The organism is Bacillus cereus group sp. MYBKT111-2, from assembly GCF_051915205.1.
GTDB lineage: Bacteria > Bacillota > Bacilli > Bacillales > Bacillaceae_G > Bacillus_A > Bacillus_A paranthracis.
Genome location: NZ_JBQAEG010000011.1, coordinates 132,026 through 149,024 on the forward strand (window position 1 = coordinate 132,026; position 16,999 = coordinate 149,024).

The following is a 16,999-nucleotide window of genomic DNA, read 5'->3' on the forward strand; positions in this document are numbered from 1 at the left end:
AGACATCATCATAAGTATATTTCAAAATGAAATCGCCATGATAATGTCTTCTTAAAAACTCATATAATCATATTACGTTATAATAAAATAAAACGTTTTTTATTTCTTAAATAATCTCTTTCTAAATACAAACATACTCAATGCTGAAAGAACTAACGCTATGCCTGAAAGTAATGTTGAGGTATTCTCTTGTCCACCTGTTGCTCCTAATGATTTCTTACTTTCTTCTTGCTTATTAACAACTGGTTTATTTTCTTTCACAACTTGATTATTCACGTTTTGTTCTTGGACTACTGTGGATTGATTTACTGCGTCTTTTGAACCTTCAATTTCTTTTCCTGTTCCTTTTATCTCAGCTTTCGCCTCTTCAACTTCTTTTATTGGCTCTTTTACTTCCTCTTGCTCTTCTTCAACTTCTTTTATTGACTCTTTTACTTCCTCTTGCTCTTCTTCAACTTCTTTTATCGTTTCTTTCACTTCTTCTTTTGTTTCTTCAACTTCTTTTTCCGGCTCTTTTACTTCCTCCTGCTCTTCTTCAACTTCTTTTATCGTTTCTTTCACTTCTTCTTTTGTTTCTTCAACTTCTTTTTCCGGCTCTTTTACTTCTTCTTGCTCTTCTTCAACTTCTTTTATCGTTTCTTTCACTTCTTCTTTTGTTTCTTCAACTTCTTTTTCCGGCTCTTTTACTTCTTCTTTCGGTATTAATTTTTCTACTATATTCTGCATGACGATGCCACTATATAATATGCCCGTCTCATAATGATCTGCATCCAAGTCAAATTCATATATTTTTTCTCCTAGAGTACTCCAAATGATTCCCTCATCAGTAAGCATTCCACCTGCACTCTTTAACGTAATCTTTTCAATTCGTTCCCCTTCTAAATCATATACAGGTATTTTCACTTCTTTATTTATTTCTGCATCATCCAAAATGACCTTTTGCCTTCTAACATCAATTGTTCCCCACTGGCCTAATTGTATTAACGGCCTTACATCACGAATCTCATTTTCAGCTAATTTTAAACTAAGTAAGTCTAACATTGATCCAAGAACTGACACATCTTTAATACGATTATCTGTAAGATTTAACCATTGTAAATTTTTTAATGAAGATAATGGAGTAGTATCTTCAATTTGATTATGAGATACATTCAAATTGTTCAATTGTTTCATGTTTAAGATGAACTCAATATTTTTCAGACCTACTCCTTCCAAAGTGAGTTTTTCTAAGTTCATCATGTATTCTAAGCCTGTTATATCTTTTATCTCTTTTCCTTTTTCTTTAAGGATCTCTAATTTTTTAATCTGTAATAAATCTTCTTTTGTGATAGGAGCGTTTAAATTCTCTCTACCTAAATTCTCTTTATTAATATGTTGTTGTAAAGTTTTATCGAGAATTACATTTTCCTTTTGTTCATTATCCTCTTTTATTTCATCTAACCTTTCAACAACATTTTGAATTACTGTTCCATTAAACTTAATACGATTTTCTTCTGGCTTTATATCTAATATAAATTCGTATGTTTTTTCACCGGTAGTACTCCATTTAACAGAACCATTATTAACTATTCCATCTCCATTCTTTAATTGAATAGTATCGAGTGGCTCGCCTTGTAAATTATAGATAGGTATTTTAACTTCCTTATCTTTTTCTACATCATCTAAAAAGATTTTTTGTCTTTGAACGTCAATGTACATTCTTTTTCCTAACTCTTGAACCGGTCTAACATCACGAATTTCATTTGACGCTAGCTTTAAATCATATAAACTTGTTAATTGACTAAGTGGTGTTATATCTGAAATATAGTTTTCTTCTAAATTAAGTGATTGTACAGTAGACATTCTTGATAAAGGTTCGATGTTTTCTAATTCATTTTTAGAAAGGTCTAACTCTACTAATTTTTTCATTGTTGTAATATGTTCAATATTAGTAAGTCCATTGTTACTTAAAGATAAACTCTTCACATTCTTCAGTTGCTCAATCCCAGCAAGATTAGCATTACTAATTTGATTATTTGCTACAGTCAAAGTCCTTAAAGATTTCGCTGTAAATAATGGTTTAATATCTTTTATATAATTACTATTTAAATCTAGCAATTTAATCTTCTTCATTTGACTTAGTGGGCTTAAATCTGAAATTTTATTATTTCTCAAGCTTAAACTCTCAATATGTTCTAACTCAGCCAAAGGTCCAATATCTTCAAGTTCGCCATAGGTTATACTTAATGATTTCAATTGCCTCAAATTCGAGATAAATTTTATATTTTCTAACTTAACTTCTTCCAACGTTAAGTTTTCTAAGTTCTTCATATATTCTAGACCGCTTACGTCTTTTATTCCTTTACTTTTAGCTTCAACGACTATTAAAGATTTAACTTTTAATAAATCTTCCTTAGTTATTGGGGTATCTAAATTTTCTCTATTCAAGTTATATTTATTAATATGCTTTTGTAATTGCTTATCTAATATTACATTTCCATTTTCATCTTGTTGATCCACTTTATCCTCTTTATTTTCCTTTTGTGCTTCTGGAACATTATTTTCTAAATTCAATGTATTTACTTCAAATTGTACTTGATACTTATTATCATAGGCTATTGTCGGAATATAAATATGCATTTGCATATTATACCTTTTTCCTAATTCCCCTACTTCAAACTGAATCACTTTCGTTCCATTTTTCTTTTTATCTACTGATATTACTTTCACATCATGAAACACACCTGGAGTATGTATATCCTCTGTTTTCAAGTATTGAAAGAAATCACTATCACTTAACGTTGCTGTTACAATTTTCTTTCCGTTCTCAACTGTTAATTTCGGATTTTTTATATAAACAGCTGCCATAGACTCTTCATTTGTTTTATCTTTATACGCTTTAATAACAGCGTCATATGTACCATCTTCTAAACCTTGTCCCGTTTTATTCGCCTCAATTGCTACTGCCGCTAAAGCAGGTGTTGAATAAACAGCAAACGGAAGTGATAACGTCGCCGCTATAATCATTGCATTTATATGTTTTCTTTTATTTCTTTTCAACTTTACATCTCCTCCAAAATATATAATTCAAAATGTAATCATTTCTCGAATAAATGATAATGATTTTCATTATCATTGTCAACTAAAAAAATAAAAAGTTTACAAAAAAATAACCCCTCAAAAAGGGGTTATGCCATTTTCTCTCCTGATTCTTCTCTAAAGAAGCTCTTCATCGCATGAAATACGTCTGCTTTTTGCTTTAAAATATAATATCTGAAGTTTTCATCTTTAATATTTTTATAGGCTGACATAAGTGTACTGTGGCGATTGTACTGATTCACTTCCCCATATCCAAACATATTACACTTCTTCATTAATTCTTCAACAAGTTTTACACATCTAGCATTATCTGATGTTAAATTATCACCGTCTGAAAAATGGAATGGATAAATATTATAGCGGTCTGGTGAATATTTATTATCAATTAGCTCAAGTGCTTTTTTGTATACAGAAGAACAAATTGTTCCGCCACTTTCTCCTTTTGAGAAAAACTCTTCTTCTGGAACTACTTTTGCCTCCGTATGATGGGCAATAAATTCAATATCTACTGTTTCATACTTTGTACGTAGAAATCTCGTCATCCAGAAAAAGAAACTACGTGCCATATATTTCTCCCATATGCCCATCGATCCACTCGTATCCATCATCGCTAATACAACAGCTTTTGAATCTGGCTTTAATACTTCATTCCAAGTGCGGAACTTTAAATCTTCTTGATGAATTGGATGGAAAGATGCTTTACCACGCATCGCATTTCGTTTATATGCGGATATCATCGTTCTTTTCTTATCGATGTTGCCCCATAATCCCGTTTTTCTAATATCATTAAATTCAACATGTTCAATCTTGTTTTCATCCATTTCTTTTCTCTTTAAATTAGGTAATTCTAATTCTTTGAAAAATGCTTGCTCTAATTCCAAAATAGAGACTTCAGCTTCATAATAATCTTCTCCAGCCGCATCCCCTGCTCCTTGCCCTTTTCCTGGTCCTTTTTGCTTTTGACCACCTGATCCATCTCTCGCAACGACATCACCAACTTTGCTGTCACCATTTCCTTGCCCAACGTGTTTGTTCTTATCATAATTGTACCTAATCTTATATTCATCTAAAGAACGAATTGGTATTTTTACAACATCCTTACCATTAGACATAACAATGCTTTCTTCTGTTACAAGATCGGGTAAATTATTCTTAATTGCCTCTTGTACTTTCTCTTGATGGCGTTGTTGGTCGTCATATCCTTTGCGATGGAGGGACCAGTTTTCCTGTGAAATCGTATAATTTGGTTGGTTTTCTTCACCCATTTCTTTCCCTCCTTACTGTAATTGTCTTCCTATATGAACAGCAAGCTAGAAATTTTGTTTTATACTGTACCAGCTAGAATGAAAGGTAACTGCCCATCGAAAATCATCCCATAAACATATATAACGTTTTTCATATAATACTCCGAGCATCCTAAACAAAATTTTGCCACTCACATACTAGAAAAGAATCATTCAGCCTTTGATAAGAAAGAAACACAATGCATAGTTGCACACATTTACACTTTGCAACATATTGTATTGTGTTGGCTTTTTTCGTATGAATGGTTGGTTACTCTATCATATGCATATTGTAAAAATAATTGACAATAAATTCATAAAATTGCATCTTAATTTATTACATTTGGACAAGGTATGACACTTTACACATATGACTGGATAATAAAACGCTGTCCCGCAAAATACAAGAGACAGCGTTTTGTTATCAAACTATCGATTTAGCAGGCTACCTACATAGCGTAATAATTCATTTGCTGAAGAAGAATTATAGCCGTGCTCATCAATTAAACGTGCAACAACATCATTAATTTTCTTCAGCTGATTTTCGTCTGGTGTTTTCGTTGATGTTGTAATTTTCACTATATCTTTTAAATCAGCAAATAGCTTCTTCTGAATCGCTTCACGAAGACGTTCGTGCGAATTATAGTCGAAGCGTTTTCCTTTACGTGCATAAGCAGAGATGCGAATTAATATTTCTTCCCGGAATGCTTTTTTAGCATTTTCTGAAATTCCAATTTGCTCCTCAATCGAGCGCATTAACTTTTCATCTGGGCTCATTTCTTCACCTGTTAACGGATCACGTAATTTCGACTTATTGCAGTACGCCTCAACGTTGTCTAAGTAATTATCCATAAGTGTCTTCGCTGATTCTTCATATGAATACACGAATGCTTTTTGTACTTCTTTCTTTGCAATCTCATCGTATTCTTTTCTCGCTAATGAGATGAAATTCATATAACGCTCTCGGTCTTCATTACTAATCGATGGATGCTGATCTAATCCATCTTTTAAAGAGCGAAGTACATCTAATGCATTAATAGATGGTACCTCTTTTCGAATAATTGTAGAAGAAATTCGGTTAATAACGTAACGAGGGTCAATACCTTTCATACCTTCATCTTGATATTCTCGTTGCAGCTCCTCTACGTCAATCGCATTATAACCTTCTACTGTTTCTCCATCATACAAACGCATCTTTTTAATTAAATCAATATCCGGACGCTTCGGATCCTTTAAACGAGTTAAAATCGTAAACATTGCTGCAACTCGAAGTGTGTGTGGTGCAATGTGAACATTGGACACATCACTTTCACGAATCATTTTTTCATAAATATGTTCTTCTTCACTAACCCTTAAATTGTATGGGACCGGCATTACGATAATACGTGAATGTAATGCTTCATTTTTCTTATTTGCTATGAAAGAGCGATACTCCGTTTCATTCGTATGCGCTACAATTAATTCATCTGCTGAAATAAGAGCAAATCTTCCCGCTTTGAAATTCCCTTCTTGCGTAAGCGATAATAAATGCCATAAAAACTTCTCGTCGCATTTTAACATCTCTTGGAATTCCATCATCCCACGGTTTGCCTTATTTAATTCCCCATCGAAGCGATACGCTCGTGGATCTGATTCTGAACCATATTCTGCGATTGTGGAAAAGTCCAGGCTGCCTGTTAAATCAGCAATATCTTGTGATTTAGGATCAGACGGGCTAAATGTACCAATCCCTGTACGGCGATCTTCCGAGAAGAAAATACGCTCTACAACTACATCCTCAATTCTTGAACCATATTCTTGTTCTAGACGCATAACATTGAGTGGTGATAAATTCCCTTCAATTCTAACCCCATACTCATCAAAGAAATCATCTCGTAAATGATGCGGAATTAAATGAAGTGGATCTTCATGCATTGGGCATCCTTTAATTGCAAAAATTGCTCCTCGATCTGTTCGTGAATATGTTTCTAATCCTCGTTTCAACATCGTAACTAATGTTGATTTCCCTCCACTAACAGGACCCATTAATAATAAAATACGTTTTCTAACATCTAATCGTTTTGCAGACGGATGAAAATATTCCTCTACAAGACGTTCTAAAGCATCCTCTAACCCAAATAGCTGATTACTAAAGAAGTTATACTTTCTTCTACCATCAACTTCTTCAATTCCAGCATCCTTTATCATATTGTAAATGCGAGAGTGTGCTGTTTGAGCCACCCATGGTCTTTCCTTCACAAGCTCCAAATACTCCGCAAACGTACCTTCCCATTGTAAGCGTTCTTCTGCTTCTCGATGCTGTTCAATTTTTTTTAGAATATCCATTATAGCTCCTCCCCCATCTCCTTGTTCAATCGGATTATTATAAAAGGTATGCTAGGATGTCCTTAAACATTCTTTAAATCAAAATGAAATATACAGTAGTGTTATAAAATTCTCTCCAAAATTCAAAGAAAATTCTGTATAATATAGGTATTAAAGTTTTTACACCTCTATTCACTTTAAATAAATTCTTTTCTTCCAAGAACATTACATACATTTCGATTCATATTTCAGATTCGTAAACTGAAAAAATAGGAGGGATATTAGTATGAAATTATTATTAATTTTAGGTGTATCACTCACATTTCTTACAGCTATTTTTACATCTGGTTACAATGATAAACCCGGTACACATAAAAAGTGATGTGCTTCTTAGCACATCACTTTTTTTATCGATTATTTATAATACACATTTTCCACATCATATTTTGATAAAGGGCGGCTATAATAATAACCTTGTACAAACTTCACATTCTTTTCCTTCAAAAATTGTATTTGTTCCGCTTTTTCTACCCCTTCTGCAATTACATTCAATTCCAACGTATGAGCTAGATGAATAATTGCAGCCGTAATATTCGTATCGCGTTCATCTACATGTATACCTTCCATAAAAGAACGATCAATTTTCAAAGTATCAATTGGATACGTTTTTAAATAACTCAAAGATGAATACCCTGTACCAAAATCATCTAAATGAATCTTTAAATTTTGTTCTTTTAATTGTAGCAATACTCTTTTCGATATATCTTTATGTATAAGGGCTCCTTCTGTAACCTCTATCGCTAATAAATGAGCTGGTACATTGTACTTATGTAAAGCTCGTGTAATCATCTCTATTAATGTAATAGAGCGAAAATGCCTGGCTGAAATATTAACTGCAATTGGGACAACTTCATATCCTTTATTTAACCATTCGCGTATTTGTCGACACACTTCATTTACTACCCATTCATCAAGCTTAATAATAAATCCTGTTCTTTCTGCTAGCGGAATAAATTGATTGGGAGAGACAAATCCTAATTCTTTATTCTCCCACCTTATTAAAGCCTCCATACTAGCTATTTTTTTCGTTTCAATATTAATTTGCGGCTGATAATATAAGAAGAATTCATTTTTTTCTATAGCACGATGTAATTGGTTTTCTATTATAAATCTTTGTTCACGCTCACAATCTAACCCACTGCAATAAAAATGATAATGCCCTTTTCCTTTTTCTTTTGCTTTTTCCAAAGCAGCATCAACTCTTTGGAATAATATCTTTTCATCTTCTCCATCTGTTGGAGCCATTACAATTCCGATTGAAGCACTTAAATACACGTCCTCTTCTTCGATTACAAAATGTTCACTAATCCTTTTCAGTATGTTTTTGGAAACTCCCTCTACACGTTCTTTCGTTATATTTTCTATTAACATAACAAATTGATCATCGTGTTCTCTAAATAAGTGTATACCGGGTATTTGAAAACTGCTTAAACATTCTGTAACTTTTTGTAACACTTTATCTCCTTCTTTATGACCAAACGTATCATTAATAAGGTGAAATTCATCTAAATCTATAAAGATAAACGCAAAAGCTACCTTCTCATTTAAAAAATCATTTAACTTATTTGTACATGAAATTCTATTCATTAATCCTGTTAGCTGATCATAATAAGCTAAATATTCCGTTCTCATTTCATTTAATATTTGCTTTGTAACATCCCTTGTAACAATATATACTCCAACAATTTCACCATTTACAATAATCGGGATAGTTCTCAAGGAAATATAGAGCTCGTACCCTTCTTTATGAACATATTTCTTTGAAACAATTTGCTTTGCCCTTCCTTGCATGGCTTCTTTAAATATAATTTGAAAATCTTTTTCATATTCTTTATTAATAAATTCAAAAATAAACTTATTATTTAATTCTTCAAATCGGTATCCAAATATTTCATACGTTGCTGGATTTGCATATGTAATTCTTCCTATAGAATCTATAGATATGATGGAGTCATTATTATATTCTAGTAATGACTTAAACAGCATTTGTTTTTCCTCTATCTCCATCTTCTCCTCTATTTGAGCTGTGATATCCCTTGTAATACAAATAATAAACTGACATACTCCTTCTTCATCAAATACAGGATTAAGTGAAGATTCATAATGTAAATTACCAGTTGGTAAACTAACTACATCACAAAAGGTATGTGCTTTCGCTTCGCTCGCTACTTTTGCATATTGCACTTGCAATATTTCCGCCGTATCTTCCGGTAATACTTCTGCAAAAGTTTTTCCATAACATTCTTCACTTAGCTTCGCATAATCCATACCTAACTTATTTACATAAATATATGTAAATGTTTCATCATCAATAACTTTAACAATAAATACTAAATCTTGAATAGCATGTAATAATCCTCTTCTTATTAAATCCATATCTATCATACTTAAAAAGGTATTTTGATTACTATATTGTTCCTTCATATTTATCTCAACCCGTCTGATCTATTTTTATTCATATATCCCATTTTATATGAATATGTATCCTTTTTTAAATGTATGATTACATATTATTTTTATTTTTAGAAAAAAAGTCGCCATATGGCGACTTTTAATAAACAATTTCTAAATCTAATCCTGGATAATTTTGTTGACGGAATGCTTCATAAATTAAAATAGCTGCTGTATTAGATAAATTTAATGAACGCACTTTATCAGTCATTGGAATACGTAAACAATGATCGAAATTTTCTTCGATTACATTAGCTGGTAAGCCGTTCGTTTCTCTTCCAAATACAAAATAGTAATCCTTCTCACGTTTGCTATAATCAAACGCTGTATGAGCTTTCTCGCCATACTTTGTTAAATAGAAGAATTCACCGTCTTTATTTTTCTCATAAAACTCTTCAATTGAATCATAATACGTAATTTTCACGTGCTGCCAATAATCTAATCCTGCACGCTTTAACATTTTATCATCCGTTGAAAATCCAAGCGGTCTAATCAAATGTAATTCTGTTCCAGTTGCTGCACAAGTACGAGCAATATTCCCTGTATTTGCTGGAATTTCTGGTTGATATAAAACAACATGTACTCCCACGCGATATTCACCTCTGTTTTTTGTCTACTACGTATTATACCACTTGAGCGAAAAATCTCTACCCATTAATAATATGAAAGAATTTATATTTCATTTGTGGTGTATATTTACTAGAATCTTCATAGTTCCAATAACGCCGACGGCTATTCGCTGAATGTGCATTTACAAGTGGCATACCATCTGCGTCTTTTGCTACTACAATCGTCGTATGGTTCCACCTACCATCATCCTCGAAATCATAAGCGATGACATCACCAAGAATAAGGTCCTCTGGCCTTTCTACAGCTTCAGCTCGAAGTCCTGATGTAGCACCTGACAAATACCAATAAAAAGAGTGTGCAACAGCCCAGCTCCAACTCCACTGATTCTCCCTTTGCCACCATCCTTTACGAATATTAGGATATCCATTCATTGGTACTTCTCCAGTATGAAGACATTGAGAAATAAAATTCGTACAATTATCAGGGAAATTACGATATGCAGGGTTTCGATCATCCCACCAACGCTCTGCATATTTAACTGCCTCTAAACGGTTGTACTGATAGGAACCGTACTTCTCTTTTGTAACTTCCCTTTCTAATGTCTCACTCATTCCAACTGCTTCTGGCACTTCAATAGCATAATCACCTATTATCCGGCTATTATTTAAACAAACTCTTCGTTTTAATTGTTCCTCTTCAATATAAAATAATTCTTTATGCTTAATTAAATATTTAAAATGTATTTGATAATCAATTTCTTGATGATTGCTATTATTTAATTGCCTCATAAAAGAAACATCCGCAGTTGCTTTTACTATCTCTGCATTACGCTTTTGAAATAATTGTTTCTTTCTCTTTGCTATTTGTAATAAATCTTCAGCAATACCATCTACATTTGTTCGTTTCTCTGTTATATATGCTAAAAATTGTTGGACTTGCTTTTCAATATTTATTTTTACAACCATTTCTTCTCCCTCCCATATTACAATATGAAAAAGGGAGATATTATCTACTCTTTTTTCTGCGCTAACAATTCAAGTCCGCGATTCATTTCATGAAGAACCTCTTCGTCTTTCTCACGTTGCATCGCTTTTTCAATAGCTTCGCCGACGCCGTCTCCACCAATTTTCCCAAGCGCCCACGCTGCTGTTCCGCGAAGTACTGGTCTTGGATCATCTTTCATAACACCTATTAAATCTGGAATTGCTGATGCTTCTTTAAAATGTGCAAGTGCTAAAATCGCATTTCGTTGCAACGGTTTTTTACCTCTCCATGAACCAGACATAATTCCATATTTCTCTTTAAAATCACGATTACTAATTGTTAAAAGCGGTGTTAATAACGGCTTAACTAACTCAGGATCTGGTTCCATCTCAGGATGATTATGAAAATCCATTCCTTTATTTTTCGGACAAACTGTCTGACACGTATCACATCCATAAATACGATTTCCTATTTTGTCGCGATATTCTTCCGGTAGGAATCCTTTCGTCTGTGTTAAAAATGCAATACATTTCTTCGAATCTAACTGTCCTCCTTGTATTAAAGCACCTGTAGGACAAATATCAATACATTTTGTACAGCTTCCGCATTGATCTTCTATCGGCTGGTCTGGTGGGAATGGAACATTTGTAATCATTTCTCCTAAATATACATACGAACCAAATTCTGGTGTAATAATAGAGCAATTCTTACCACTCCATCCAATACCGGCGCGCTCCGAAACAGCTCGATCACTTAATTCACCTGTATCAACCATGGACTTAACTTCTATATCTGGAAGTTTTTCAATTAAATATGCTTCTAATTTTTGCAAACGATCTCGTAAAACGAGATGATAATCTTGTCCCCAAGAGGCACGACAAAAAATCCCGCGGCGTTCTCCGCGTTTACTTAATGGTGCATTTTTTAATTTTGAAGGATACGCTAATGCAATCGCAATAATTGATTTTGCACCAGGTAATAGAAGCTGTGGGTTCGTTCTCTTTTCTATATCAGGCTCTTCAAATCCAGATTGATAATTTAATTGTTGCTGCTGGATTAACCGCTGCTTTAATTCTTCAAATGGTGAAGCACTAGCAAAGCCTATTTTATCTATACCAATCGTTTTACTATACGCAATAACATCTTGCTTTAATTGTTCAAAATCCATTCCTAATCGCCTCCTCAGATGAATCCATCCTTTATGTAACGATCTATTAGTTAGCAATTCACTTTCGGAATACTATTCTTTACTTCTATTTTCGCATACAATTACGTTTTCCAAACATTAAAAAACGCAATGCCTCGTTTATCTCGGAAACGAAACACTGCGTTGATCACAATTTATAGAAAAACATTTAATAAAATTTGGAGCGGGTGAAGAGAATCGAACTCTCGACCAGAGCTTGGAAGGCTCTTGTTTTACCACTAAACTACACCCGCAAATATGAAATACATATAAGATATTAGAATAACTTATGTAAAGTAGTATAGCATGTAAAAAAAGCGGAAGCAAGAATTTTATCGAAAAAAGTCGAAAAAGTGATGAGTAGCTCATCACTTTTTCAATTCTTTATCAATCGCCTTCTTCATACTATCGAAATCAGGGTTTGCAAGATTTCCGTTTATATATACTGAAGGAGCACCTTGAACTTTTAATTTTTGAGCACGATCTGAATCTTTACGTACTTTTTCTTTTATTTCTTTACTGTGTAAATCTTTCTTAAATTGATCTACATCAACTTTCGGAAGCTTCTCTTTCACAATGTTAAGAAGTAATTCTTCTGTAATCCATTCTTCCGTATCTTTCTTTTGACTTTGATAAATCTCATCATAGAAAGTCCAGAATGAATCTTTATCTTGTTTATAAATTGCTTCACCAGCTGCTGCACCTAAATCAGAGTCTTTCCCAATAAACGGAAAATTAATAAAGTATAACTGCACTTTACCTTTATCAATATACTCTTCTTTTAATCGTGGCAATACTGTTACATCCCAAGTACGACAAGCGGGACATTTGAAGTCTCCAAATTCAACTACCTTAACCGGAGCATCATCTTTCCCTAAAGATTGTTGTGTGGAATAAGCAAACATCTCATTCCCTTTATCTTTTTTGTCATTTATGATGCTATACGCAATCGTTCCGATCACAATCAATACTGCAATGGAAAAAACTATACCAAGAGCCATGAGTTTGTTCGATGATTTCATATACATTCCTCTTTAATTTCATATTCTGTATACAGCATTGTACACAATACACATAATATCAATACTTATATCTGTCACGCAATGAACACGCTCACATAAATTACAAAAATACAACAATTGTGACGATATTGTGTCACAATTTGTCACAATTTATTCAAAAAAAGAAGCTCCTATGTAGGAACTTCCTTTAGCTTACTGCTTTTTCACGAGCACTATTTAACATTGACTGCTCTGTTTTTATATCATGCCGAATGACTAACTTCTCACTAACTGCTTGCACATACTCATCATGATTGATATAGCCTTCTTTCTCCATCAATCTCAAAACGACATTTCGTCTCTCTACGGCCTTATCATAATTTTGTGCAGGTGAGTAATAAGCAGGTGCCTTTACTACAGCAGCCATCATTGCACTTTCAGCCAACGTTAATTGGCTTACCTTTTTACCGAAGTATAGGTTTGCTGCTTTTTCAATTCCCCATGCTCCTTCTCCGTAATAAATATTACTTACATACAATTTTAAAATTTCATCCTTCGTAAATGTACGTTCAATTTTTTTCGTATAGAAAATCTCTTTCCACTTACGAGAAAATGTACGTTCATTCGTTAAAAAAGCATTTTTGGATAACTGTTGTGTAATTGTACTTCCACCTTGCACAACACCACCAGCTTTTATATTCTCAACAGACGCTCTGACAATTGCTATATAATCTAAACCGTTATGATGATAAAACCTTTTATCTTCTGTCGCAATAAATGCATGTGTTAATGATTCTGGCACCTCTAACTTAGCTGGTACATGCAATTTACTAATATCACTTTGCTCGATCATTACATTTCCAATGAATAATAACGTAAAACTTAACAATAATAATAAAATAATGGCTTTATAAAAAAACTTAGTCATTGGATTTAATGCAACTTTTTGATGGTAGTTCACCCTAGATAATACTCGTTCTTTCATCTTGAACACCTCTTTTCCACACAGCGTATAACTCTTACTTTAAGAATACCTTGTCGTAAAAAAATATCCCATCGATTTCTCTTACATGTACCTTACATCATTGTAAGGTATAAATTGAAACTTTCATCAGACCCCACCAATCTGGCTGCCCGGCAAATAGCGGGATAAAAAAGTATTGTATCACAGTCCTTTTTTATCTACTATTCATCTGAAATATTGAATATAGATTATATTAAACCCATAACAGGTTACACCTTAAGGCTATTATACTTTCTCTATTAAAGTGCTCTATTTTCATTATATCATCTACAAATATATATAATTTTGAGTATCTAGTAATCTAAATGTACATAATATATCATATATTATACAGAACAAACGTTCTTTAAATCAATACTAACGCTATTATTATTTTGACCTTTTTCTTAAACAGTATACAAAAAAGAGTAGTGATTTGATTATGTCTCAAATCGACTACTCTTTTCTTTACAATCTTCCTATTAAGTTATACGGCTGCACTTCCCACGTTTCATACGGAATAAAATGTGTTGCTCTCATCGCATCAAGCGTTCTGGATTTCATATGAGGACGCGTTATATACTCATCTATGTTCTCTTCATTTAAAGCAACAAATTTAGCCTCTTGTATTTCTTCAGGTTGAATTTTTATTTCACCGCTCACATATGCCACTTTAAAAACGACAGCTAGAATGTTCATGGAAGCATTATAATAAACTCCTGTAATACCGATAGGCTTCACCGTTAATCCTGTTTCCTCTTTTATTTCCCTACAAACTGCTTGATCGAGCGCTTCTCCTTCTTCTACCTGTCCTCCTGGTAACTCCCATGTATCCGATCGCCAATGTACTTTAGCTAATAACACTTCCTCTTTTTCATTTGTTAAATAACCTGCTACAGCAACAATATGCTTTGGTGTTTTATGTTCCATATTACGCCTCCTAGAAATAATGAATATTTCATATATCCCTATAAGCATATTCCCTGTCTACACCAAAATACCTTTACTAATTCCTCACCTTAATTATATTCATAAAAAAGCCCCTATTCGTTAAACGAACAGGGACTTCTATCGTATTATTCTCCTAAGTCTACGTTGTGGTAAACTTGTTGTACATCTTCTAAATCTTCTAATGCATCAACCATTTTTTCAAATTGTACTTGAGCATCTTCAGGAAGTTCTACATCATTTTGTGCAAGCATTGTTAATTCTGCAACTGTGAATTCTTCAACACCCGCATCTTTAAGTGCAGATTGTACTGCATGGAATTGATCAGGTTCCGCATACACGATAACAGCATCTTCTTCTTCAAGAATGTCACGTGCATCCACATCTGCTTCCATTAAAATCTCAAGAACTTCATCTGATGTTTTCCCTTCAAGGCCGATAACAGCTGTCGCATCAAACATGTAAGCTACAGAACCGTTTACACCCATGTTACCACTGTTTTTGCTAAATGCAGCTCGTACATCAGCTGCAGTACGGTTTACGTTGTTTGTAAGTGTATCTACAATTACCATAGCTCCATTTGGTCCAAACCCTTCATAACGAAGCTCGTCATAATTTTCTTCTGAACCACCTTTTGCTTTTTCAACTGCACGATCGATAATTGTTCTTGGAACATTGTATGTTTTCGCACGTTCTAATACCACTCTAAGCGCTTGGTTTGATTCCGGATCTGGCTCGCCTTGTTTTGCCGCTACATAAATTTCACGTCCAAATTTCGCGTATATACGGCTAGTATTTGCATCTTTTGATGCTTTTTTATCTTTAATATTATTCCATTTACGACCCATACTTTCCACTCTCTTTCCGGTTTTAAATCTACATAAAAATATTAATATGAAATATCATGTGTGTTCAACACATTTTTTAAAGAAATATAAAAAGTTCATTTTTGATTCATATTACAGACATAATATAAATCACTATCATTTTGTTCTTTCGACAAGTTATATTATACATGAATTGCTACGTTTATTACGAATTTTAGAATCATATAACATAATTTAGCAAAAAAATTCTACCATTTCACCAACACACTATTTATGCTTATTTTGTAGTGTGATGAAAATATAAAAAGACTCTACACATTTGGTGTAGAGTCTTTTTATTACGCCGTTCGTGATACCGATGGTCGGGGTCGAACCGACACTCCCGAAGGAACACGATTTTGAGTCGTGCGCGTCTGCCAATTCCGCCACATCGGCACAAAAGAAAAGGCGGCAACCGGATTTGAACCGGTGATAAAGGTTTTGCAGACCTCTGCCTTACCACTTGGCTATGCCGCCATATAAAATTTTACTGGAGCGGAAGACGGGATTCGAACCCGCGACCCCAACCTTGGCAAGGTTGTATTCTACCACTGAACTACTTCCGCAAAAATGGCTGGGCTAGCTGGATTCGAACCAGCGCATGACGGAGTCAAAGTCCGTTGCCTTACCGCTTGGCTATAGCCCATCGAATTCTTACTTAATTATATGTAAGCATCCATTAGATTATTTATAATTTTTAAAATAAAAATGGGGCGACTGATGGGAATCGAACCCACGAATGCCGGAGCCACAATCCGGTGCGTTAACCACTTCGCCACAACCGCCATGTTGTGTAAATATATTTGGCAGGGGCAGTAGGAATCGAACCCACACTGGAGGTTTTGGAGACCTCAGTTCTACCTTTAAACTATGCCCCTATGTAAATGGTGGAGGGGGGCAGATTCGAACTGCCGAACCCGAAGGAGCGGATTTACAGTCCGCCGCGTTTAGCCACTTCGCTACCCCTCCGAAACTTACATGGTGCCGGCTAGAGGACTTGAACCCCCAACCTACTGATTACAAGTCAGTTGCTCTACCAATTGAGCTAAGCCGGCGTATTTTATTAAAGTAAATGGTGGCTCGGGACGGAATCGAACCGCCGACACGAGGATTTTCAGTCCTCTGCTCTACCGACTGAGCTACCGAGCCTTATTAAAATGGCGGTCCCGACCGGGGTCGAACCGGCGATCTCCTGCGTGACAGGCAGGCATGTTAACCACTACACCACGGGACCATTTGGTTGCGGGGACAGGATTTGAACCTGC

At 34.3% G+C, this 16,999-nt stretch carries 11 protein-coding genes and 11 tRNA genes; all 22 read right to left on the minus strand.

Annotation, left to right across the window (positions count from 1 at the left end; all coding sequences use genetic code 11):
• Positions 1 to 99 precede the first annotated feature (99 nt).
• A complete protein-coding gene (locus ACTFNE_RS23975; protein ID WP_439998407.1) occupies positions 100 to 3,039 on the minus strand; it encodes an NEAT domain-containing protein in 2,940 nt (979 codons plus the stop codon).
• Between the two features lie 128 nt (positions 3,040 to 3,167).
• Entirely contained in the window at positions 3,168 to 4,343 is a 1,176-nt protein-coding gene (yhbH, locus tag ACTFNE_RS23980) for a sporulation protein YhbH (RefSeq protein WP_000503505.1), read from the minus strand.
• A gap of 447 nt (positions 4,344 to 4,790) precedes the next feature.
• Positions 4,791 to 6,686, minus strand: coding sequence for a PrkA family serine protein kinase (locus ACTFNE_RS23985; protein WP_000353281.1), 1,896 nt, complete (start codon positions 6,684 to 6,686; stop codon positions 4,791 to 4,793).
• Between the two features lie 393 nt (positions 6,687 to 7,079).
• A complete protein-coding gene (locus ACTFNE_RS23990; RefSeq protein ID WP_000664307.1) occupies positions 7,080 to 9,149 on the minus strand; it encodes a sensor domain-containing protein in 2,070 nt (689 codons plus the stop codon).
• 127 nt (positions 9,150 to 9,276) lie between these two features.
• The gene (gene trmL, locus ACTFNE_RS23995) at positions 9,277 to 9,765 is read right to left on the minus strand and encodes a tRNA (uridine(34)/cytosine(34)/5-carboxymethylaminomethyluridine(34)-2'-O)-methyltransferase TrmL (RefSeq protein WP_000538147.1); all 489 of its coding nucleotides are present in this window, start codon (positions 9,763 to 9,765) and stop codon (positions 9,277 to 9,279) included.
• Positions 9,766 to 9,823: 58 nt separating this feature from the next.
• Entirely contained in the window at positions 9,824 to 10,711 is an 888-nt protein-coding gene (locus ACTFNE_RS24000; protein ID WP_046198949.1) for an amidase domain-containing protein, read from the minus strand.
• 44 nt (positions 10,712 to 10,755) lie between these two features.
• Positions 10,756 to 11,898, minus strand: coding sequence for a tRNA epoxyqueuosine(34) reductase QueG (queG, locus tag ACTFNE_RS24005; protein WP_000345218.1), 1,143 nt, complete (start codon positions 11,896 to 11,898; stop codon positions 10,756 to 10,758).
• Positions 11,899 to 12,096: 198 nt separating this feature from the next.
• A tRNA-Gly gene (locus ACTFNE_RS24010) sits at positions 12,097 to 12,170 on the minus strand.
• Positions 12,171 to 12,284: 114 nt separating this feature from the next.
• Positions 12,285 to 12,938, minus strand: a complete 654-nt coding sequence (locus tag ACTFNE_RS24015) for a DsbA family protein (RefSeq protein ID WP_000842720.1) — start codon at positions 12,936 to 12,938, stop codon at positions 12,285 to 12,287.
• 187 nt (positions 12,939 to 13,125) lie between these two features.
• Positions 13,126 to 13,902, minus strand: a complete 777-nt coding sequence (locus ACTFNE_RS24020; protein ID WP_046198950.1) for a transglycosylase domain-containing protein — start codon at positions 13,900 to 13,902, stop codon at positions 13,126 to 13,128.
• A gap of 486 nt (positions 13,903 to 14,388) precedes the next feature.
• Complete coding sequence (locus ACTFNE_RS24025) at positions 14,389 to 14,850, minus strand: NUDIX hydrolase (protein WP_046198951.1); 462 nt, start codon at positions 14,848 to 14,850, stop codon at positions 14,389 to 14,391.
• 146 nt (positions 14,851 to 14,996) lie between these two features.
• Positions 14,997 to 15,716 carry a YebC/PmpR family DNA-binding transcriptional regulator gene (locus ACTFNE_RS24030; protein WP_046198952.1) on the minus strand — a complete coding sequence of 240 codons (720 nt, stop codon included), beginning with the start codon at positions 15,714 to 15,716 and terminating at the stop codon, positions 14,997 to 14,999.
• Between the two features lie 332 nt (positions 15,717 to 16,048).
• A tRNA-Leu gene (locus ACTFNE_RS24035) sits at positions 16,049 to 16,130 on the minus strand.
• A 10-nt stretch (positions 16,131 to 16,140) separates the two neighbouring features.
• Positions 16,141 to 16,211 (minus strand) — tRNA-Cys (locus tag ACTFNE_RS24040).
• A 14-nt stretch (positions 16,212 to 16,225) separates the two neighbouring features.
• Positions 16,226 to 16,300: transfer RNA gene (locus ACTFNE_RS24045), tRNA-Gly, on the minus strand.
• A gap of 5 nt (positions 16,301 to 16,305) precedes the next feature.
• Positions 16,306 to 16,380 (minus strand) — tRNA-Gln (locus tag ACTFNE_RS24050).
• Positions 16,381 to 16,443: 63 nt separating this feature from the next.
• Positions 16,444 to 16,519 (minus strand) — tRNA-His (locus ACTFNE_RS24055).
• A gap of 19 nt (positions 16,520 to 16,538) precedes the next feature.
• Positions 16,539 to 16,612: transfer RNA gene (locus ACTFNE_RS24060), tRNA-Trp, on the minus strand.
• 7 nt (positions 16,613 to 16,619) lie between these two features.
• Positions 16,620 to 16,703, minus strand: a tRNA-Tyr gene (locus ACTFNE_RS24065).
• A gap of 10 nt (positions 16,704 to 16,713) precedes the next feature.
• Positions 16,714 to 16,789 (minus strand) — tRNA-Thr (locus ACTFNE_RS24070).
• Between the two features lie 18 nt (positions 16,790 to 16,807).
• Positions 16,808 to 16,883: transfer RNA gene (locus tag ACTFNE_RS24075), tRNA-Phe, on the minus strand.
• 9 nt (positions 16,884 to 16,892) lie between these two features.
• Positions 16,893 to 16,968: transfer RNA gene (locus ACTFNE_RS24080), tRNA-Asp, on the minus strand.
• Between the last annotated feature and the right edge of the window lie 31 nt (positions 16,969 to 16,999).

Coding starts and splice junctions, on each gene's coding strand:
- ACTFNE_RS24030 (WP_046198952.1), bottom strand. CDS start 15,716: ATGGGTCGTAAATGGAATAATATTAAAGATAAAAAAGCATCAAAAGAT.
- yhbH (WP_000503505.1), bottom strand. CDS start 4,343: ATGGGTGAAGAAAACCAACCAAATTATACGATTTCACAGGAAAACTGG.
- queG (WP_000345218.1), bottom strand. CDS start 11,898: ATGGATTTTGAACAATTAAAGCAAGATGTTATTGCGTATAGTAAAACG.
- ACTFNE_RS24025 (WP_046198951.1), bottom strand. CDS start 14,850: ATGGAACATAAAACACCAAAGCATATTGTTGCTGTAGCAGGTTATTTA.
- ACTFNE_RS24015 (WP_000842720.1), bottom strand. CDS start 12,938: ATGAAATCATCGAACAAACTCATGGCTCTTGGTATAGTTTTTTCCATT.
- ACTFNE_RS24000 (WP_046198949.1), bottom strand. CDS start 10,711: ATGGTTGTAAAAATAAATATTGAAAAGCAAGTCCAACAATTTTTAGCA.
- ACTFNE_RS24020 (WP_046198950.1), bottom strand. CDS start 13,902: ATGAAAGAACGAGTATTATCTAGGGTGAACTACCATCAAAAAGTTGCA.
- ACTFNE_RS23985 (WP_000353281.1), bottom strand. CDS start 6,686: ATGGATATTCTAAAAAAAATTGAACAGCATCGAGAAGCAGAAGAACGC.
- ACTFNE_RS23990 (WP_000664307.1), bottom strand. CDS start 9,149: ATGAAGGAACAATATAGTAATCAAAATACCTTTTTAAGTATGATAGAT.